Annotated in this window: 16 protein-coding genes; 6 read left to right on the forward strand and 10 right to left on the reverse strand. The window is 71.1% G+C overall.

The features are described from left to right. Window positions 1-115: 115 nt before the first annotated feature. From ACFVYF_RS06910 to ACFVYF_RS06925, 4 genes are all read right to left on the reverse strand, one after another. The gene (locus ACFVYF_RS06910) at window positions 116-1,591 is read right to left on the reverse strand and encodes an FG-GAP repeat protein (protein ID WP_389451862.1); all 1,476 of its coding nucleotides are present in this window, start codon (window positions 1,589-1,591) and stop codon (window positions 116-118) included. Window positions 1,592-1,798: 207 nt separating this feature from the next. After that, entirely contained in the window at window positions 1,799-3,241 is a 1,443-nt protein-coding gene (locus ACFVYF_RS06915) for an FG-GAP and VCBS repeat-containing protein (RefSeq protein WP_389451865.1), read from the reverse strand. 120 nt (window positions 3,242-3,361) lie between these two features. Continuing rightward, on the reverse strand, window positions 3,362-4,786 hold the full coding sequence (locus ACFVYF_RS06920) for an FG-GAP and VCBS repeat-containing protein (protein ID WP_389451868.1): 1,425 nt from the start codon (window positions 4,784-4,786) through the stop codon (window positions 3,362-3,364). A 293-nt stretch (window positions 4,787-5,079) separates the two neighbouring features. Further along, window positions 5,080-7,356, reverse strand: a complete 2,277-nt coding sequence (locus tag ACFVYF_RS06925; protein ID WP_389451871.1) for a (Fe-S)-binding protein — start codon at window positions 7,354-7,356, stop codon at window positions 5,080-5,082. 254 nt (window positions 7,357-7,610) lie between these two features. Here ACFVYF_RS06925 and ACFVYF_RS06930 point away from each other — a divergent pair, with 254 nt between their 5' ends. The 5 genes from ACFVYF_RS06930 (at window position 7,611) to ACFVYF_RS06950 (ending at window position 13,160) form a co-directional block, all read left to right on the forward strand. Beyond that, window positions 7,611-8,705, forward strand: coding sequence for an MraY family glycosyltransferase (locus ACFVYF_RS06930; protein WP_389451874.1), 1,095 nt, complete (start codon window positions 7,611-7,613; stop codon window positions 8,703-8,705). Window positions 8,706-8,951: 246 nt separating this feature from the next. Continuing rightward, window positions 8,952-10,820 (forward strand): molecular chaperone DnaK, encoded by a 1,869-nt coding sequence (dnaK, locus tag ACFVYF_RS06935; RefSeq protein WP_383286311.1) that lies wholly within the window; start codon window positions 8,952-8,954, stop codon window positions 10,818-10,820. Continuing rightward, window positions 10,817-11,482: a nucleotide exchange factor GrpE gene (gene grpE / locus ACFVYF_RS06940; protein WP_389451878.1), complete on the forward strand. Its 666-nt coding sequence runs from the start codon at window positions 10,817-10,819 to the stop codon at window positions 11,480-11,482. Before dnaK ends, grpE begins: the two co-directional genes overlap by 4 nt. Before the next feature lie 36 nt (window positions 11,483-11,518). After that, window positions 11,519-12,700: a molecular chaperone DnaJ gene (gene dnaJ, locus ACFVYF_RS06945; RefSeq protein ID WP_383286315.1), complete on the forward strand. Its 1,182-nt coding sequence runs from the start codon at window positions 11,519-11,521 to the stop codon at window positions 12,698-12,700. Between the two features lie 7 nt (window positions 12,701-12,707). Continuing rightward, the gene (locus tag ACFVYF_RS06950) at window positions 12,708-13,160 is read left to right on the forward strand and encodes a heat shock protein transcriptional repressor HspR (protein WP_389451881.1); all 453 of its coding nucleotides are present in this window, start codon (window positions 12,708-12,710) and stop codon (window positions 13,158-13,160) included. 73 nt (window positions 13,161-13,233) lie between these two features. On the opposite strand, the gene ACFVYF_RS06955 is transcribed toward ACFVYF_RS06950, so the two are convergent. The 3 genes from ACFVYF_RS06955 to ACFVYF_RS06965 all read right to left on the reverse strand — a co-directional run bounded on the left by ACFVYF_RS06955 (window position 13,234) and on the right by ACFVYF_RS06965 (window position 14,469). Continuing rightward, a complete protein-coding gene (locus ACFVYF_RS06955; protein WP_389451884.1) occupies window positions 13,234-13,488 on the reverse strand; it encodes a hypothetical protein in 255 nt (84 codons plus the stop codon). Between the two features lie 262 nt (window positions 13,489-13,750). Next, entirely contained in the window at window positions 13,751-13,951 is a 201-nt protein-coding gene (locus ACFVYF_RS06960) for a MerR family DNA-binding transcriptional regulator (protein WP_389451887.1), read from the reverse strand. Continuing rightward, complete coding sequence (locus ACFVYF_RS06965; protein WP_389451891.1) at window positions 13,948-14,469, reverse strand: hypothetical protein; 522 nt, start codon at window positions 14,467-14,469, stop codon at window positions 13,948-13,950. The genes ACFVYF_RS06960 and ACFVYF_RS06965 overlap by 4 nt, the downstream gene beginning before the upstream one ends. Window positions 14,470-14,806: 337 nt before the next feature. Between ACFVYF_RS06965 and ACFVYF_RS06970 the strand changes: the two genes are divergently transcribed. Further along, on the forward strand, window positions 14,807-15,916 hold the full coding sequence (locus ACFVYF_RS06970) for a sugar ABC transporter substrate-binding protein (protein ID WP_389452132.1): 1,110 nt from the start codon (window positions 14,807-14,809) through the stop codon (window positions 15,914-15,916). 76 nt (window positions 15,917-15,992) lie between these two features. Here the strand turns inward: ACFVYF_RS06970 and ACFVYF_RS06975 are convergent, their stop codons facing one another. From ACFVYF_RS06975 to ACFVYF_RS06985, 3 genes are read right to left on the reverse strand one after another with little or no spacing between them, the layout of a single operon-like run. Further along, the gene (locus tag ACFVYF_RS06975; protein WP_389452134.1) at window positions 15,993-16,835 is read right to left on the reverse strand and encodes a transglutaminase domain-containing protein; all 843 of its coding nucleotides are present in this window, start codon (window positions 16,833-16,835) and stop codon (window positions 15,993-15,995) included. A 44-nt stretch (window positions 16,836-16,879) separates the two neighbouring features. Further along, window positions 16,880-17,812, reverse strand: a complete 933-nt coding sequence (locus ACFVYF_RS06980; protein ID WP_389451894.1) for an alpha-E domain-containing protein — start codon at window positions 17,810-17,812, stop codon at window positions 16,880-16,882. Further along, window positions 17,809-19,353 carry a circularly permuted type 2 ATP-grasp protein gene (locus ACFVYF_RS06985; protein ID WP_389451897.1) on the reverse strand — a complete coding sequence of 515 codons (1,545 nt, stop codon included), beginning with the start codon at window positions 19,351-19,353 and terminating at the stop codon, window positions 17,809-17,811. The genes ACFVYF_RS06980 and ACFVYF_RS06985 overlap by 4 nt, the downstream gene beginning before the upstream one ends. Window positions 19,354-19,580 lie beyond the last annotated feature (227 nt).

The following is a 19,580-nucleotide window of genomic DNA, read 5'->3' on the forward strand; positions in this document are numbered from 1 at the left end:
GGGGCTTGGGGGGGGGGGGGGGCGGGTGGTGGGGGTGGCCTATTCGGGTGGGCGGGCGCGCCGGGGCGCGCCCCCGGGGGGGGGGGGGGCCCCCCCGACTGGGGAAGGGGGTGTGTCAGTTGGCGGCGTTGGAGCCGAAGACCGGGTAGCCGTCGGTGGAGACGCCGACCGCGGAGGGGGCGAGGGAGCGCGCACCCGTCGTGGTGATCTTGGCGCCGCCGGAGGGCAGGTAGGTGAGCGCGCCGTTGAAGTCGTTCTCGCCGTTCGCGCCGACCAGCAGGTCCGCGTGGCCGTCGTTGGTGACGTCGGTGAGCTTGACCTCGGAGCCGAAGTAGTCGTTCTTCTCGTCCGTGCCGGGTACACCGGCCGTCGACTGGGCGAAGTACTGCGAGCCCGAGGACGTGTTCAGGCCGGACGCGGAGCCGTACAGGACGGTCACCGCACCCGTGTTGACGATGCCGTTCAGGTTCTCGCCCGAGGCGGCGACGGCGAGGTCCTGGAAGCCGTCGCCGTTGACGTCGCCCAGCGACAGCTCGCCGCCGAACCAGTCGCCGCGCTCCGAGGAGCCGGGCACGGAGCCGGAGTCCTGGGTGACGGCCACCGTGTAGGCCGGGCCGTCGGCGGAGCCGTAGATGAGGTGGACCTGGCCGCCGTCCACCGACTCGGGGACGGACGGGGTGCCGTCGGTGGCCGGGTCCCACTCCTGGCCGGTGACGATGTCGCCGTAACTGTCGCCGTTGACGTCGCCGATGGCCGTGATGACACCGCGCTTGAGCTGCACCGCGGCGTTGGAGTCCAGACCGGAGTCCGTGCCGGGGATGTAGTAGTTGGTGTTCCAGCCGTAGTCGCTGTCGGTCTCGAAGCCGTCGACCACGAGGTCGGTCTTCTTGTCGCCGTTGACATCGCCCGCGGTGAGGTTCAGCGGACCGGCGTACTGGCCGCCGGAGATGATGTCCGGCTTGACCGTGTAGCGGCCGCCGTACGAGCCGGACGGGCTGATGCCGCCCTTGAAGACGTAGATCGTGCTGGCGGAGGAACCGACCGCGAGGTCGTCCTTGCCGTCACCGTCGAAGTCGCCGGCGGCCAGGGTGTGGCCCCAGCGGTCGTGCGAGGAGACCGCCGGGTCCTTGATCGTCGTACCGCCGGTGAGGCCCGCGGACGAGCCCCACAGGATGAGGACGGTGCCGCCGTCGGTGTCCCCGTCGACGTCCTCGTACGAGGCCGACACGGCCAGGTCGTCGAAGCCGTCGGCGTTGAAGTCGCCGTACGCGCTGACCCAGCCGAAGCCGTCGCCCGTCTCGGCGGAGCCGGGGACACCCGTGGTGTTCTGGCTGACCGTCTTGCGGTTGGACGAGGTGACGCCGTTCGCCGACCCGTACAGGGCGACTATCTGGCCGGCCTCCTTCTTGCCGGAGACGGTGGCGTTGCCCGCGGAGAACGCGGTGTCGCCGTAGCCGTCGCCGTTGAAGTCCGCCTCGTGGTGATGGACCGAGTCCGCGGCGAGAGCCGTGGTGGTCGTGAAGGTGAGCAGACCGCCCGTCAGCGCGGCCGTGGCGGCCGTCGCGAGGGCGATACGCAAATGCTTGTGCATGCGGGATTCTCCTGCGGCATGCGGGGGACGCCTGGCGGGTGTCCACAGTCAATGGGGTGCGGACCGCCCGTGTTTGCCTGGAGTTGTCCTGGGCGTCATGGGTCGGTCGGCGAACAGGAGACCGACGCCGGGACGTGAGGGTTGTACGTGAATTCGGAAAAGTTTTGGGGCGGTCGGGGCGTGCGGGATACGGCGCTCCGCTCCGGGTCAGCGGCCGAGTTCCGTTCCGTACCCCTTTGCTCCGGACAGACCGAGGCTGCTCGGGGTCAGCGCGCGGGCACCCACCGGGTACGCGTCGTCCGTCGTCGGGAGGTACCAGACACCGCCGGTGCCGGTGTTCTCGTCGGGGGCGCCGGCCGCCAGGTCCGCGCCGCCGCCCGGGTGGTGGCGGCCGGTGGTCACCGCGGCGCCGAAGCGGTCACCTGCCTCGGCGGTGCCGGGGACGCCCTGGCTGTTCTGCGTGTATGTGATGCCGCCGGCGACCGGGCCCTGGGCGGTGCCCTTCAGGACGGTGACCGAGCCCGCGCTCTTGAGGGAGCCGACGGCCTCGCCCGGGGCGCCGACGAGGAGTTCGGGCGCGCCGTCGCCGTCCAGGTCGCCCACCGCGACCGCGTTGCCCCAGGCGTCGCCCGGCTCCGCCGTGCCGGGGACGCCGGCCGACGACTGCGACAGGCAGGTGTCCGAGCCGCCCTTCAGGCCGCCCGCGCTGAACCGGACGAGGACCGCCCCGCTCGACTCGTCCGGGCACGGTGACGGGACGTCCGCCTCGGGGTTGTCGTGCCGCTGGCCGAGGACCAGGTCGTCGGCCCCGTCGCCGTTCAGGTCGCCGACGGCGAGGGAGGCCGCGTAGTCGCCGGTGCGCCAGGTCTCGGCCGCCTCGCCGCCGGACCAGGACCAGACGCCGGTGCCGTACAGCTCCATGCCGGACCAGGTGACCGCCACGTCGTCCGTGCCGTCGCCGTCGAAGTCGCCGGTGGCCAGGTCGTTGGCGCCGCCGAAGTCGTAGCCGTCGAGGAGGGTCGTCGGGGCGGGGGACGCCAGGGGGCCCGGCCGGTACAGCAGGGCGCCGCCCTCCTCGCCGCTGGTGCCGATCGCGAGGTCGACGTCGCCGTCGTGGTCGTAGTCACCGGTCACGAAGAGTCCGCCGAGGCGCTCCGCCTCCCCGGCCCCCTTCGCCGCCAGCACCGCGGTCTTGCGGAAGCCGGACGGCGAGCCGAACACGACGGTGAGGGTGCCCTGTTCGTCGTACGCGCGGTCGGTCAGGGACTCGCTGGGCGCGCCGATGAGCAGGTCCGCGTGGCCGTCGCCGTCGACGTCCGCGGCGGCGACCCGCGCACCGAACAGGTCCGCCGCCTCCGGGTGGCCCGGGATCCCGGCGGTGGCCTGGCTGAGCGTGGTCGAGCCGGCGTCGCCGAGGCCCTTGGGGCCGCCCCAGACGACATTCACGTATCCGGCCCTGGCCTCGCCGGAGACGGTGGCGTCGGGGACGCCGACCGCGAGGTCCGCGTAACCGTCGCCGTTGAAGTCGTCCTTGAGCGTGGGTGCCGCGGAGGCGGAGCCGGCGAGCGGCAGGCTCAGCCCGGCTGCGACCAGCGCGGCCAGCGCGGCCGCGACGGCCAGCTTCTTCGCATGCGACGTCTGTGCACGCACGAGCGACTCCCGGGGCAAAGGGGCGGGCGTTTTTCGTGCGTGTGACTCACGAGGCGTACGAAAGGTTGTGCTCGGGTGGCCATCAAGTGAACGGGCCGGACGGGAACTGCCGGACAGCCCCTAAGGAAGGCGCTGTGCCGTCCCCAGATCATCGGGGGTGAACAGCTGGGCCCGCTTCGGGTCGAACCCGGCGTCCGTGCCGCGCAGCACCACAAACGCGCCCTTGCGCTTCTCGTAGAGCGGCGCGAAGACCACCGCGTCGGCGTGGCCGTCCCCGTCGACGTCCAGCAGCGGCGGCTCGTAGTTGAACGCGTTCCAGTAGTACGGGTTCGGAGTCCCGGGCAGCCCCTTGGTCCCCGCGTCCACCGACTGCTCACCCGCCGCGGACGGCACCCCGTCGGGGCCGCCCGGCAACAGGGTGACCCGGCCGTCGTGGCGCCGGAAGTCCGGGATGTCGACCACGACGTCGGGGCGGTGGTCGCCGTTGACGTCACCCACGGCCGGCGACGCACCGAAGTCGACGCGCCGCTGGTCGGTGTCCCTGTTCCCGATCACGGTCTCCCGGCGCCCGGTGCCGAGGCCCGACCGGGCGCCGTACAGGATCGTCAGCGCGCCGCCGGTCTTCGGCAGGTCGGCGGGGGCGACGATCAGCCGGGTGGGCAGCAGGAGATCGTCGGTGCCGTCGCCGTCCGCGTCGCCGACGGCGGGGGTGCGCGGGCCGCCGGGGGTCGACACGGCCCGGCTGATACGGCTCTCCTGCCGGGTGTCGCGGACGAGGCCCCGCTCGCCGCCCTCGTAGGAGGCGACGTTGTACAGGCCGGACGGTGCGGCGTCGTCCTGCTCCGCGTCGTAGGAATAGGTGAGGACGACCTCGGCCCGGTGGTCGCCGTCGAAGTCTCCGGTCACGGCGGACTGCGGGGTGCTGTAGCCGTGCTGGCTCAGGTCGAGGGCGACCTGGCGCCGTGGCGTGCCGGTGCGGTCGAACGGCCCGTACAGCAGGGCACCGTCGGTGCGTGGCCACCCGGAGCCGGGGCCGCGCCGGCCGCCGTCGAGGAGGTCCACGGATCCGTCGCCGTCGAAGTCGGCGGCGGCCAGCGGGCGGAAGCCGGCCGGCAGGTCGAGGAGGCGGGCGGCGCCGAGGCCGCGGGGACCGCCGAACATCGCGAACGTCCGCGCCTGGGCGAGGTCCGTGCCGCTGCTGGCGACGACGTCGGTGAAGCCGTCCTTGTCGAGGTCGGCCCGCAGGGGCGGCGGCCCGAATTCCTCTCCCTTGGCCGGCCGGATCCGGGTCGCCCAGGCCGGGTTGAGCCCCTTCTTCGAGCCGTGGACGACGACCAGTGTGCTGGTGCCCATGACCCCGTTCTTCGGCGCCGACTGCACGAAGCCCAGGAAATCGTCGTAGCCGTCCCCGTTGAAGTCGCCGGGATCGGGGCGGTCGGCCGGTTTCCCGGCGGTGGGGTGCCGGGGCGCGGGCTCGTCCCCGCCGCACCCGGTGCCGGCAGCGAGCACCACCGCACAGACCAGTACGGCACGCAGGCGTATCAAACCGTCTCCAGAGACTCGGCGGGCGGTGGAGAAGGTGACGTGGGGGGTCGCTGCCACCGGGCCGCTGCCGTCCTTCTCTCCAAGTAGACCGAGATAGTGCCACGGGGGCGGGCACGGCGGCGCCTGCCGGGAACACCGCCCACGGGAGCGGGCCGGAAACGCCGAGCACCCCAGGCCCCCGAAAACACCGAGCACCCCAGGCCCCCGGTGTGAACCAGGAACAAGGGGTGCCAGTGGGTGCCGGGCCGAACCCGGCGCAGTCGTCCGCAGGGCCAACCAGGCGGCAGCGTCCGCTACTTGACGGGCTCCGGCTCCGGCGTGCTCTCGGCCTCGGCGGAACCGGCCGGGTCGACGGGCGTCCTGACGGAGTCGAGCAGCAGCTGCGCGACGTCCACGACCTGGACGGACTCCGCGGCGGAGCCGCTGCCGGATGCAGCCTTCTTGCCGTTGACCGAGTCGGTCAGCATGACGAGGCAGAAGGGGCAGGCGGTCGAGACGATGTCGGGGTTGAGCGACAGGGCCTCGTCGACGCGCTCGTTGTTGATGCGCTTGCCGATCCGCTCCTCCATCCACATCCGCGCACCACCGGCGCCGCAGCAGAAGCCGCGCTCCTTGTGGCGGTGCATCTCCTGTTGACGCAGGCCCGGGACGGCCGACATGATCTCGCGCGGAGGCGTGTAGATCTTGTTGTGGCGGCCCAGGTAGCAGGGGTCGTGGTAGGTGATGAGGCCGTCGACCGGGGTCACCGGCAGCAGCTTGCCCTCGTCGATGAGGTGCTGGAGCAACTGCGTGTGGTGGATGACCTCGTAGTCGCCGCCGAGCTGCGGGTACTCGTTGCCGAGGGTGTTGAGGCAGTGCGGGCAGGTGGCGACGATCTTCTTCGCGGACTTCGGCTTCTTGGTCTCCGGGTCCTCGTCATCCTCGCCGAACGCCATGTTCAGCGCGGCCACGTTCTCCATGCCGAGCTCCTGGAACAGGGGCTCGTTGCCGAGGCGGCGGGCGGAGTCACCGGTGCACTTCTCGTCGCCGCCCATGATCGCGAACTTGACGCCCGCCATGTGGAGGAGCTCGGCGAAGGCCTTGGTGGTCTTCTTGGCGCGGTCCTCCAGGGCACCCGCACAGCCGACCCAGTACAGGTACTCGACCTCGCTGAGGTCCTCGATGTCGCGGCCGACGACCGGGATCTCGAAGTCGACCTCCTTCGTCCACTCCAGGCGCTGCTTCTTGGCCAGCCCCCAGGGGTTGCCCTTCTTCTCCAGGTTCTTGAGCATCGTGCCCGCCTCGGACGGGAACGCGGACTCGATCATCACCTGGTAGCGGCGCATGTCGACGATGTGGTCGACGTGCTCGATGTCGACGGGGCACTGCTCGACACAGGCGCCGCAGGTGGTGCAGGACCACAGGACGTCGGGGTCGATGACGCCGTTCTCTTCGAGGGTGCCGATGAGCGGGCGCTCGGCCTCGGCGAGCGCGGCGGCCGGCACGTCGGCGAGCTGTTCCTTGGTGGCCTTCTCGTTGCCCTCCATGTCCTTGCCGCCGCCGGCCAGGAGGTACGGGGCCTTGGCGTGCGCGTGGTCGCGCAGCGACATGATGAGGAGCTTCGGGGAGAGCGGCTTACCCGTGTTCCAGGCCGGGCACTGCGACTGGCAACGCCCGCACTCCGTACACGTCGAGAAGTCCAGCAGCCCCTTCCAGGAGAACTGCTCGACCTGGGAGACACCGAAGACGTCGTCGTCACCGGGGTCGGTGAAGTCGATCGGCTTGCCGCCGGAGGTCATCGGAAGGAGCCCGCCGAGGGCGGTGGCGCCCTTCGCGTTCCGCTTGAACCAGATGTTCGGGAAGGCGAGGAAGCGGTGCCAGGCCACACCCATGTTGGTGTTGAGACCGACCGTGATCGCCCAGGTCATCGTGACGCCGAGCTTGATCATGGCGGTCAGGTAGACCAGGTTCTGCAGCGTGCCGAGGCTCAGGCCCTTGAAGGCGGCGACCAGTGGATACGACGCGAAGTACGCGGCCTCGTAACCGTCGACGTGGTGCAGGGCGCCTTCGAGGCCGCGCAGCGTCATGATCGCCAGACCGATGACGAGGATGACGGCCTCGACGAAGTAGGCCTGGCCCATCTTGGAGCCCGCGAAGCGCGACTTGCGGCCCGGGCGCGAGGGCAGGTTGAGCTGCCGGATCGCGATCAGGACCAGGATGCCGACGGTCGTCGCGAGGGCGATGAACTCGGTGTACACCTCGTACGGCAGCCAGCCGCCCAGGACCGGCAGCGTCCAGTCGGCCTTGAACAGCTGGCCGTACGCGGTGACGATCGTCAGGCCGAGCGTGAGGAAGCCGACCGCGACGAACCAGTGCGCGACGCCGACGATTCCCCACCGGTTCATCCGGGTGTGGCCGACGAACTCCTTGGCCAGCGTGACGGTGCGGGCCTTCCAGTCGTCGGTGCGGGAACCGGCCGGGACCGGTTGGCCGAGCTTGATGAACCGGTAGATCTGCGCGACGGCTCGGGCGATGAGCGCCACGCCGACCACGGTCAGGACCAGCGACACGATGATCGCGGCGAGTTGCATTCGGGGGCTCCTCGGGCCTGCGAGGCGGGGCTTCGTAGCGGAGTTCGATAGTGATTACTAAGCGGTAACTTATGCAGTCCGTCTGAGACTACCCACTTCTTGCGCCGCACTGTAGCCAGGTGGGCGGTGATCTGTGTCGCTGAGGCTGACCTGAGTGGAGGTGTCGGCCCCGGGTCACGTCTGCCCCGGGAGGCGGGGAAAAGCACATCGTGTTATTCACCCGATATGAGCTGATATAGGCATAGCCTCGGCTCGTGCTGTACGGGATCACCGCCGCCACGTCGGCCCTTCTTCTCACCGCCGCGCTCAGCGCGCTGCTGCGGCTGCCCGCGCTGCGCCTCGGGGCCGTGGAGCGACGGCGGGGGCGGGTGGTTCCGCTGTTCGGGGGTGTGGCCGTCGTCGCCGGCACGGGAATCGTCGCGGGGGTGGGGGACTGGACCGGGGTCGCCCGCCTCGGCGCCGGGGTCGGGGTGCTGCTCCTCGCCGGGGTCGGAGCGGCGGTGCTGGGGCTCGTCGGGGATCTGCGGCCGGTGCCGCGGGCCGTACGGCCGGCCGGCCTCGCGGTCGCCGCCGCGTTCGTGGTGCCGTACGGCGAACTCGGCCTGCCCGCCGCCCTGTTGGCCATCGTCTGGATCGTCCTCGTCGCCCACGCCTTCGCGGCCCTCGGTCACGCGGACGGTGTGATGGGGACGGTGGGGGTGGTGACCGCCTTCGCGCTCGGCGGCTGCGCCGCGGCCGAGATCATGGACGGACTCGCCGCCCTGCTGAGCGTGCTGGCCGCCGCGCTCACCGGGTTCCTGATGCACAACTGGCCCCCGGCCCGGACCGTGTCCGGCGACTGCGGCGCGCTGTTCACCGGCTTCGTGCTCGCCTCGGCGGCGGTCGTGGTGCACGCCGGACGCGCGCCCCTGCCGAGCGTGGCGGCCCTGTTCGCCCTGACCGCCGTGCCCACCGCCGGCCTCGCCCTCGGTCTGCTCGGGGCGCGGGGCCGCGCCGGCCGGCTCGCTCCCCGGCTGCGACGGCTCGGGCTCACCGCCCAGGGGGCCGCCGTCGTCATCGGCGTGGCCGCCTTCGCCGGCGCGCTCGTCGGGCTGCTGATCGACCTGGGCCGGCTGGGCCCGGGTGCCGCGCTGTGGGTGGCGGGTGGCACGCTGGCGGCCGTACTCGCCCTGTCGCGGGTTCGGGGATACGGATCCGGGGGCACCCGGCACCGGGAGACCCCGTCGGCGGGTGCGACCGCGGTGTTCGCCGCGCCTGTCGTGGCCCCGCCCCGTGTGAAGGGCGGCGGCGCCCGGCGTGCCGTCCCGGGGCGCCGCAAGGGCCCGCGGCCGCGGACTCCGGTGGCCTGACGGGCCGGTGCTTTCTGCCGTCTCGGAGCCGTCTCGGAGCCGTCGCGGAGAGGCCTGAGAGGCATCCGAGGCGCCGTCCCGGCAATGTCACATCGGCGTCCGTTCGCGGAAAGTCGCAGGTCAGCGCCTTCTTGCGTGTAGGGGCGAGATAAGAGTTGAGTCTGCTCGACTCACCTCTGTTGACCGAGCGCCGGACGTCATGCACACTTGAGTCCGTTCCACTCAAGTCATGTTGGAGGAATTGAAATGGCACGTGCGGTCGGCATCGACCTGGGCACGACTAACTCCGTCGTCAGCGTTCTGGAGGGCGGCGAGCCCACCGTCATCACCAACGCCGAGGGCGCCAGGACCACGCCGTCCGTCGTCGCCTTCGCCAAGAACGGTGAGGTGCTCGTCGGCGAGGTCGCGAAGCGTCAGGCGGTCACGAACGTGGACCGGACCATCCGGTCCGTGAAGCGTCACATGGGTACGGACTGGAAGATCGAGCTCGACGGGAAGCCCTTCAACCCGCAGCAGATCTCCGCCTTCATCCTGCAGAAGCTGAAGCGCGACGCCGAGTCCTACCTCGGTGAGAAGGTCACGGACGCGGTCATCACCGTCCCGGCGTACTTCAACGACTCCGAGCGCCAGGCGACGAAGGAGGCCGGCGAGATCGCGGGCCTGAACGTCCTGCGCATCGTGAACGAGCCGACGGCCGCCGCCCTGGCCTACGGTCTCGACAAGGACGACCAGACCATCCTCGTCTTCGACCTCGGTGGCGGCACCTTCGACGTCTCGCTGCTCGAGATCGGCGACGGCGTCGTCGAGGTGAAGGCCACCAACGGTGACAACCACCTCGGTGGTGACGACTGGGACCAGCGGGTCATGGACTACCTGGTCAAGCAGTTCCAGTCCGGTCACGGCGTGGACCTCTCCAAGGACAAGATGGCGCTCCAGCGCCTCCGTGAGGCCGCCGAGAAGGCCAAGATCGAGCTGTCCTCGTCCACCGAGACCTCGATCAACCTGCCCTACATCACGGCGTCCGCCGAGGGCCCGCTGCACCTGGACGAGAAGCTCACGCGCGCCCAGTTCCAGCAGCTGACGGCCGACCTGCTGGAGCGCTGCAAGACGCCGTTCCACAACGTCATCAAGGACGCCGGCATCCAGCTGTCCGAGATCGACCACGTCGTTCTCGTCGGTGGCTCCACGCGTATGCCCGCCGTCGCCGAGCTCGTCAAGGAGCTGACCGGCGGCCAGGACGCCAACAAGGGCGTGAACCCGGACGAGGTCGTCGCCATCGGCGCCGCCCTGCAGGCCGGTGTCCTCAAGGGTGAGGTCAAGGACGTCCTGCTCCTGGACGTGACCCCGCTGTCCCTCGGCATCGAGACCAAGGGAGGGATCATGACGAAGCTCATCGAGCGCAACACCACGATCCCGACCAAGCGTTCCGAGATCTTCACGACGGCCGAGGACAACCAGCCGTCCGTGCAGATCCAGGTCTACCAGGGCGAGCGCGAGATCGCGGCGTACAACAAGAAGCTCGGGATGTTCGAGCTGACCGGTCTGCCGCCGGCCCCGCGCGGTGTCCCGCAGATCGAGGTCGCCTTCGACATCGACGCCAACGGCATCATGCACGTGACCGCGAAGGACCTGGGCACGGGCAAGGAGCAGAAGATGACCGTCACCGGTGGCTCCTCGCTGCCGAAGGACGAGGTCGACCGGATGCGCCAGGAGGCCGAGCAGTACGCGGACGAGGACCACAAGCGCCGCGAGGCCGCCGAGACCCGCAACCAGGGCGAGCAGCTCGTCTACCAGACGGAGAAGTTCCTCAAGGACAACGAGGACAAGGTCCCCGGCGAGGTCAAGACCGAGGTCGAGGCCGCCGTCGAGGAGCTGAAGGCCGCGCTCAAGGGCGCGACCGGCGAGAGCGAGAACACCGCCGAGATCCGTACGGCGACGGAGAAGGTCGCGGCCGTCTCGCAGAAGCTGGGCCAGGCGATGTACGCCGACGCCAACGCCGCGCAGGGTGCTGCCGGTGCCGAGGCGCCCGGTGACGACGCCGGTGCCAAGGCCGCTGACGACGACGTCGTCGACGCCGAGATCGTCGACGAGGACCGCAAGGATGGTGCCGCGTGACGGAGGAGACCCCGGGTTTCGACGAGAAGCCTGACGTCCCCTCCGGCGCGACCTCTGACGACGCCGAGCCGCAGGCCGCCACCCCCTCTCCGGAGGAGGGGGCGGCCCCGGGCGGGGACGCAGCAGCACAACTGGTGGGCCTGACGGCTCAGCTGGACCAGGCACGCACGGCGCTCAGTGAGCGCACGGCGGACCTCCAGCGGCTCCAGGCCGAGTTCCAGAACTACCGCCGCCGTGTCGAGCGCGACCGGATCGCGGTCAAGGAGCTCGCCGTGGCGAGCCTCCTGACCGAGCTCCTGCCCGTACTCGACGACATCGGCCGCGCGCGCGAACACGGCGAACTGGTCGGCGGCTTCAAGTCGGTGGCCGAGTCGCTGGAGACCGTCGCGGCGAAGATGGGCCTGCAGCAGTTCGGCAAGGAGGGCGAGCCCTTCGACCCGACGATCCACGAGGCCCTGATGCACTCGTACGCGCCGGATGTCACGGAGACGACGTGCGTGGCGATTCTGCAGCCTGGGTATCGCATCGGCGAGCGCACCATCCGCCCAGCGCGGGTGGCGGTCGCCGAGCCCCAGCCCGGGGCGCAGGCGGTCAAGGCGGACTCCCCGGATTCCGCCGAGGCGGGCGACGACAAGGAGAGCGGTGGCCCGGACGAGGGCTGACGTCACAGAGAACGCAGGGAAGGAGGGACGTCGAGGATGAGCACCAAGGACTTCATCGAGAAGGACTACTACAAGGTCCTCGGCGTCCCCAAGGACGCCACCGAAGCCGAGATCAAGAAGGCGTACCGCAAGCTCGCCCGCGAGTTCCACCCGGACGCCAACAAGGGCAACGCGAAGGCCGAGGACCGCTTCAAGGAGATCTCCGAGGCCAACGACATCCTCGGTGACCCCAAGAAGCGCAAGGAGTACGACGAGGCACGCGCCCTCTTCGGCAACGGCGGCTTCCGCCCGGGTCCCGGCGCCGGTGGCGGTTCGTTCAACTTCGACCTGGGCGACCTCTTCGGAGGCGGCGCCCAGGGCGGGACGGCGCAGGGCGGCTTCGGCGGCGGCATCGGCGACGTCTTCGGGGGCCTGTTCAACCGCGGCGGCGCGGGCACCGGTTCCCGTACGCAGCCGCGGCGCGGCCAGGACATCGAGTCCGAGGTCACGCTGAGCTTCACGGAAGCGGTGGACGGCGCGACGGTCCCGCTGCGCATGTCCTCGCAGGCGCCCTGCAAGGCCTGCTCGGGCACCGGCGACGCGAACGGCACACCGCGCGTGTGCCCGACGTGCGTCGGCACCGGACAGGTGGCGCGGGGTTCGGGCGGCGGCTTCTCGCTGACCGACCCCTGCCCGGACTGCAAGGGCCGCGGACTGATCGCGGAGAACCCCTGCGAGGTCTGCAAGGGCAGCGGCCGCGCCAAGTCGTCGCGCACGATGCAGGTCCGCATCCCGGCCGGCGTCAGCGACGGCCAGCGGATCCGGCTGCGCGGCAAGGGAGCCCCGGGCGAGCGGGGCGGACCCGCGGGCGATCTGTACGTCGTCGTGCACGTGGGCGCCCACCCCGTCTTCGGCCGCAAGGGCGACAACCTCACCGTCACGGTCCCCGTCACCTTCGCGGAGGCGGCGCTCGGCGGCGAGGTGCGCGTGCCCACGCTGGGCGGGCCGCCGGTCACTCTCAAGCTGCCGCCGGGCACGCCCAACGGCCGTACGATGCGCGCCCGCGGCAAGGGCGCGGTCCGCCAGGACGGCACCCGCGGCGACCTGCTGGTCACCGTCGAGGTCACCGTCCCCAAGGACGTTTCGGGCAAGGCTCGCGACGCGCTGGAGGCGTATCGCGAGGCGACCGCGGACGAGGATCCGCGGGCGGAGCTGTTCCAGGCCGCGAAGGGAGCATGAGAACGCCATGGACGTACCCGGCCGTCGTCGCAACCCCTACGAACTGACCGAGGAGACGCCGGTCTACGTCATCTCGGTGGCGGCCCAGCTCTCCGGTCTGCACCCGCAGACCCTGCGTCAGTACGACCGGCTGGGGCTGGTCTCCCCGGACCGCACCGCGGGCCGGGGCCGGCGTTACTCGGCCCGCGACATCGAACTGCTGCGCACCGTGCAGCAGTTGTCGCAGGACGAGGGCATCAACCTGGCCGGGATCAAGCGCATCATCGAGCTGGAGAACCAGGTCGCCGCGCTCCAGTCCCGGGTCATGGAGCTGGAGTCGGCTCTCGACGGTGCCGCTGCCGCGATGCAGCAGCGCGAGGCGGCCGTCCACGCCTCGTACCGCCGGGACCTGGTGCCGTACCAGGAGGTCCAGCAGACGAGTGCGCTGGTGGTGTGGCGGCCCAAGCGGTCGGCCGAGTAACCGTTGTCAGGCGTGCACGAAGGGGCCGGGAGGGCGAACCTCCCGGCCCCTTCGTCGTGCGTCCGGCCGGGCGTCAGCGGGCCAGGGCCTGCCAGAGCGTGATCGCCAGGGCGGCGCAGGAGGTGAGTGCGGCCAGCGAGGTCAGGGGCCAGCGGGTGCGTTCCAGGGCTTCGATGCGGTCTTCGTGTTCGCCGAGGCACTTGTCGGTCTGGTCGGCGCGCTGCAGGAGGAGAGCCAGATCGCCGCGGGTGGTGGCGAAGCCGACGTCCACCGAGCTGCGGAGGCGTTCCAGTTCGAGGGTGACGCCCTCGGTCAGGGGTGTGGCCATGAGGTGCTCCTAGGTGGGCAACACAAAGCGGCAGGTCCGCCGCCCGCGATCCGGGCGCAGCTCTGCCGCTGCTTCCAGTGTGACGCGACGCTCCGGAACGTGCAACTGGCTTATGCCAATTGGTTATTCGGGGTGGGCGTGCTCGAGCAGGGCGGGGCGGCCGGGGGGTGGTCGGAGGGCGGCGGGGCGACCGGAGGGCCGGGCTGCCCGGGGTGGTGGCCGGGCCGGTGAGGCGGGCGTGGGGGTGAGTGGGGGTCAGGGGTCACGGGGGCGGGTGGGGCCGGGTGCGGGCGTAGTGCGTCGCGCGTTCCGCGGCGAAGACATCCTCCAGGCGGTACAGCCGGCGCCGCCCCTCGGTGCCGGCGGGCCGCAGATGGCCGCGCTGGACCCACTTGCGGATGGTCGCGGGGGTGACGCCCACCTCGTCGGCGGCCAGCTCGGCGGTGATCAGGGGAGAGGTCACGATCCGTCCGCCTCGCCGTCCAGGACCGCGCCGCACACGGGATTCACGCAGCGCAGCTCGGCGCGCTCGGGGAACGCCCGCAGGGACACCGAGTCGCACCGCGGGCAGCGGCCCGTCAGCCGCACCATCTGCTCGGGGTCACCGAGTGCGCGGGCGCACCGCGCGGCCATCCGCCGGGTCTCGTCCTCGACATGGGCCGCGAGCACCGGATCGCCGGCGATGCGTTCCAGCAGCCCGGCGATACGGCGCAGCCGCACCGGCACCGACGCGGGGCCCACGGGCCGCAGTCCGAGGCGTTCGCGGACGGCCTCCTCCAGCTCGACGACTCCGTCGGTGATGTCGCGCACGGCATCGGAGACGTGCAGGCGTAAGGGAGGTGTGGGGCCGCCCGAGGGGGCGCCCCGGGCCTCCCGGGGCACGGGGCCGGCCGTGGGCGCCAGCTCGTCGACGAGGTCGGGGAAGCGGCGGATGAGCGAGCCGATCCACACCGCACCGCCCGTCGCGCGTACGCCGCTCATCCGGCGCCCTCCCTTCCTTTCGTACGGGAACACGTGTTCGATAACTGAGGTGAGCGGACAGAGTCGCACGATGCGGAGCCGTATGCAAGTGACTACTGGCCGTGACGGGCACACTCGTAGTCGTGAGCGGCGGGGGATTTGCCGAGGTGGAGAGGGTGAAACGGAGTGGTGGGCTCAGCGGACGGCATCTTCACCGCCCGCTCACAGAATGCTGTTGCCATCTCGTTAAGCGACTACTCCTTGACGCTGGGGTGATCGCCGCGTTGGCTTTCAGCCACCTGGGTCGCAATGCTGCGCCCTCGTCCGGAAGGCACGTGAAGTGAACACCCGTATCCGTATGCGTCGTACCGCCATGGCCATGGGCGCTTTTGCCACGGCTGCCTCACTCACCGCCTGCGGCGTCGTGGACGGCATCGGGGGCGGCGGAAGCTCGGCCACCCCCAAGAAGGGCGACGACATCACGGTGGGCCTCCTCCTTCCGGAGAAGGAGAACTCCCGGTACGAGAAGTTCGACTACCCGATCATCGAGAAGAAGGTCGCCGAGCTCACCCACGACAAGGGCCGGGTCGAGTACGCGAACGCGGAGCAGGACGCGGACAAGCAGAACAGCCAGCTCGCCAAGATGGTGGCCGACAAGGTCGACGTCCTGCTCGTGGACGCGGTGGACTCGAAGGACATCGCGAGCGGCATCCAGAAGGCGAAGGACGCCGGTATCCCCGTCATCGCGTACGACCGCCTGGCGCAGGGCCCGATCGACGCGTACATCTCCTTCGACAACGAGCTCGTCGGCGAGGTGCAGGGCAGGGCGCTCGTGGAGGCACTGGGCTCCCGCGCGGCCTCCAGCAAGGTCGTCATGATGAACGGCTCGGTCACCGACCCGAACGCCGCCCAGTTCAAGGCGGGCGCCATGGCGGAGCTCCAGGGCAAGGTGAACATCGCCAAGACGTACGACACCAAGGACTGGAAGCCGGAGAACGCCAAGGCCAACATGGAGAAGGCGATCACGGCCATCGGCCTGGACAACATCGCCGGGGTCTACTCCGCCAACGACGGCATGGCGGGCGCCGTCATCCAGGCGCTGAAGGAGACCGGCGCGGGCAAGCTCCCGCCCGTCACCGGTCAGGACGCGGAGCTGGACGCCGTGCAGCGCATCGTCTCCGGCGACCAGTACATGAGCGTCTACAAGTCGTACCCGCAGGAGGCCAACGCCGCCGCCGAGATGGCCGTGGCACGGGTGCAGGGCCGCTCGATCGAGTTCGACGCCCTCACCCGCGACAAGGTCGACAGCCCCACCACCAAGAAGGTCCCCTCCCAGCTCGTCCCCGTGGTCGCGCTGACCCAGGACAACATCAAGAACACGGTCGTCCAGGACGGCATCTACACGGTCAAGCAGATCTGCACGTCCAAGTTCAAGTCGGACTGCAACGCCATCGGGCTGAAGGGCTGAGGGGCGAAGTGCTGACGGGCTGACGGGCTGACGCGCTGCAGCGGCCCGCCCGGGCTCGCCGCACCCCGCCCGGGGCTCACCCCACCCGCGTGAACTCCACCGTCACCTCGGGCGGCCCGCCGGCCACCCCCCGGTAGATCCCCTTGTGCGGGGTCACGTCGTCGTAGTCGCGGCCGCGGCCCACCACCACGTGGGACTCGTCGGCGCGGGTGCGGTTGGTGGGGTCGTAGCCGGCCCAGTCGCCCGCCCAGTACTCGATCCAGGCATGGCTCTGGCCGGCGACGGGACGGTGCAACTCGGCGTCGCGCTCGGGGTGCAGATAGCCCGAGACGTACCGGGTGGGCAGGCCCAGGCCCCGCAGGAGCGCGGCGGTGACATGGGCGATGTCCTGGCAGACGCCCGCGCCCTGCTCCCAGGCTTCCGCGGCGCCGGTGTTCACGCCCGTGGCGCCCGGGATGTACGACACCCGGTCGGCGACCAGGGCGGAGACGGCGACCGCCGTCTCGTGCGGGTCGAGACCGTCGGCCGCCGCGCGGGCCCGGGCCACCAGCTCCGGCGGCACGATGGTGCGCGAGGTCGCCGCCGTGAACTCCGCCAGCCGGGAGTTCGTGGCGGCCTCGGCCACCTCCGCCCAGGCCGGGGCGGACCCGAGCGGCTCCGGCGGCGAGGTCTCCACCAGGCTCGACGCCGTGATCGTCAGGTCGGCGTGCGGGTCCATCAGGTCGAAGCCGGTGACCTGGGTGCCCCAGTAGTCCCAGTACGACCAGGTGGGGGTGGACGGGTTCACGGTGACCCGGGCGTCCAGGGTCGTCTGGCCGGGCAGCGTCAGCGGAGTCATCCGGACCTCGTTGTGCGAGGAGACCGCGGCCTGTGCGTACGAGACACGGGTGATGTGCCGGATGCGCAGCCGGCGCGTCACCGGTGTACGCACCTGGCCCTGGTTGTTCGCGTCACTCACGTCGCTCACGCTCCTTCCTGCGCCCACTCGACAGCCCCCTGGTAGGGGAAGAACTGCTCCGCCACCGCCTCCGCGCACGCCATGCACGAGTGCTGCAAGTCCCGCAGCAGCTGCGGGAGTTGTTCCTCCAGGGCGTGCGAGTCCAGATATTCGAGACGGGTGCGCAGCCGGCCGATGGGGCGCCGCGCGGGGTCCTGGCGCGGGCGCCCCAGCGCCGCCAGGCACTCCTCCGCCGTCGTCAGCGCGTGCAGCGCCGAGCGGGGGAAGTCCCGGTCCATGAGCAGGAATTCGGCCACTCTGGGGGTGTCCCCGAAGCCGCCGTACACCCGCGCGTACGCCTCGTCCGCGCCGCTCGCGCTGAGCAGGGTGGGCCAGTCGGGGGCGTGGGCCGCGTCCAGCACCCGTACGGACAGCAGCCGTACGGTCATGTCCACCCGCTCCAGGCTCCGGCCCAGCACCACGAACCGCCAGCTGTCGTCGCGGCTCATCGTCGAGTCGGCGAGACCGAAGAAGAGCGCCGCCCTGCGCCGTACGAGCTCCAGATAGCCGTACGGGCCGGTGCGGCGGGCCGCCAGGCGCTGGTCGGCGAGCGCGTGCCAGGTGGAGTTGAGGCACTCCCACATCTCGGAGGAGACGGCCTCACGGGCACTGCGGGCGTTCAGCCGGGCCGCGCCCAGCGCGCCCTCGATCGAGCACGTCGACCGTCCGTCGAAGGCCAGTTGGTCCAGCACCTGCTGCATGTCGACGCGCTGCCCGCCCGCGTCGACGCCCAGGATCGCGTAGAGGGAGCGGCAGGCCACGTCCTCGTCGCGCCAGGGGTCCTCCAGGAGCCGGTGCAGATAGGCGTCGAGGATGCGCCCGGTGGCGTCCGCGCGCTCCACGTACCGGCCCGTCCAGGTCAGGGCCTCGGCTATCCGGGAGAGGATCACGTCGTTCACTGCTGCTGCGCCCCTTCCTGTACGACGGTGTGGTCGCCGTCGGGTCCGTGCTGGCGGGGTACCACCTCGGTGAGCGGGCCGCTTTCGTCGGGCACCGGACGTTCCGCGGCCCCCTCCGCGAGCACCCAGGTGTCCTTGGAACCGCCGCCCTGGCTGGAGTTGACGATGAGGTTGCCCTCCTGGAGCGCGACCCGGGTGAGGCCACCGGGCAGCACCCACACGTCGCTGCCGTCGTGGACGGCGAAGGGGCGCAGGTCGATGTGGCGCGGCGCCATGCGCTCACCGGCGAGAGTGGGGGACGTGGACAGGGCGACCGGGCGCTGCGCGATCCAGCCGCGCGGATCGGCGATGACCTCCTCGCGGACCCTCGCGAGCGTCTCGCGGTCGGCGTGCGGCCCGATCACGATCCCCTGACCGCCGGCCCCGTCCACCGGCTTCACGACGAGCTGGTCCAGCTGGTCGAGCACGGCCTCCAACTGGCCCGGCTCGTCCGGCCGGAACGACTCGACGTTCGGCAGCACCGGCTCCTCGCCGAGGTAGTACCGGATGAGGTCGGGGACGTAGGTGTAGAGCAGCTTGTCGTCGGCGATGCCGTTGCCGACGGCGTTCGCGAGGGTCACGTTGCCCGCCTGTGCGGCGCTCAGGATGCCCGGGCAGCCGATGACCGAATCCGGCCGGAACTGGAGCGGGTCGAGGAAGTCGTCGTCGAGGCGCCGGTATACGACGTGGACGGGCATCTCGCCCCGGGTGGTCCGCATCCACACCCGGTTGGTACGGCAGACGAGGTCGTGGCCCTCGACCAGCTGCACGCCCATCAGCCGTGCCAGCAGGGCGTGTTCGAAGTAGGCGGCGTTGCTGGGGCCGGGAGTGAGGACGACGACGCGCGGATCGGTGACCCCGCCCGGGGCCGCGGCTCTGAGCGCCGCCAGCAGCCGCTGCGCGTAGCCGTCCACCGGCATCACGTGCTGTTCGGCGAAGAGCGAGGGGAAGATCCTGGTCATCGCGCGCCGGTTCTCGATGACGTACGACACACCGGACGGCACGCGGACGTTGTCCTCCAGGACGCGGAAGTCACCCTGCTCGTCCCGCACCAGATCGATTCCGGCCACATGGATGCGTACGCCGCCGGGTGGCTCGACCCCGTGCGCGGCCCGGTGGAAGTGCGGGGAGTTGAGCAGCAGCCGCCAGGGCACGACGCCGTCCTCGAAGGCCCGGCAAGGCCCGTAGGCGTCCGCCAGATAGGCCTCCAGTGCCTTCACCCGCTGGGCCACACCGCGCTGGATGAGGTCCCATTCCAGCGCGTCGAGGATGCGGGGCACCAGGTCCAGCGGCCAGGGGCGCTCCTCGCCCGCGAACGCGTAGGTCACGCCCCGGTCGGTGAAGGCCCGGGCCATCTGGTCGGCCCGGAACCGCAGTTCGGCCGGCTCGATGGGCTGCAGCGCGGCCAGCACCGGCTCATAGGCGGTCCTGACCACACCCGGCCGCTCAAACATCTCGTCCCACGCCTCGGCCAACGCGTACGCGTCGAATATGTCCGCCATGGCCTGACGTTAAGTGCGCTCCGTGACGCGCCGGTCAACCGGGGATTTCCGGTGGCTCACATGGCGGGCGGCGCATCTCACCGGCGCACCGGGGGCGTTGTGGCCGTCATCTTGTTGCAAGGGACCGTACGGAGGTGCGGAAATTTACCGACGTATCCGCTCGATAGGGGGCACTCGCGGGAGGGAGCCGTGTTGCGATGGCGGACGGGGCCGCGCATAGTTGCGCT

It is taken from the genome of Streptomyces sp. NPDC058274, assembly GCF_042881375.1.
Lineage (GTDB): Bacteria > Actinomycetota > Actinomycetes > Streptomycetales > Streptomycetaceae > Streptomyces.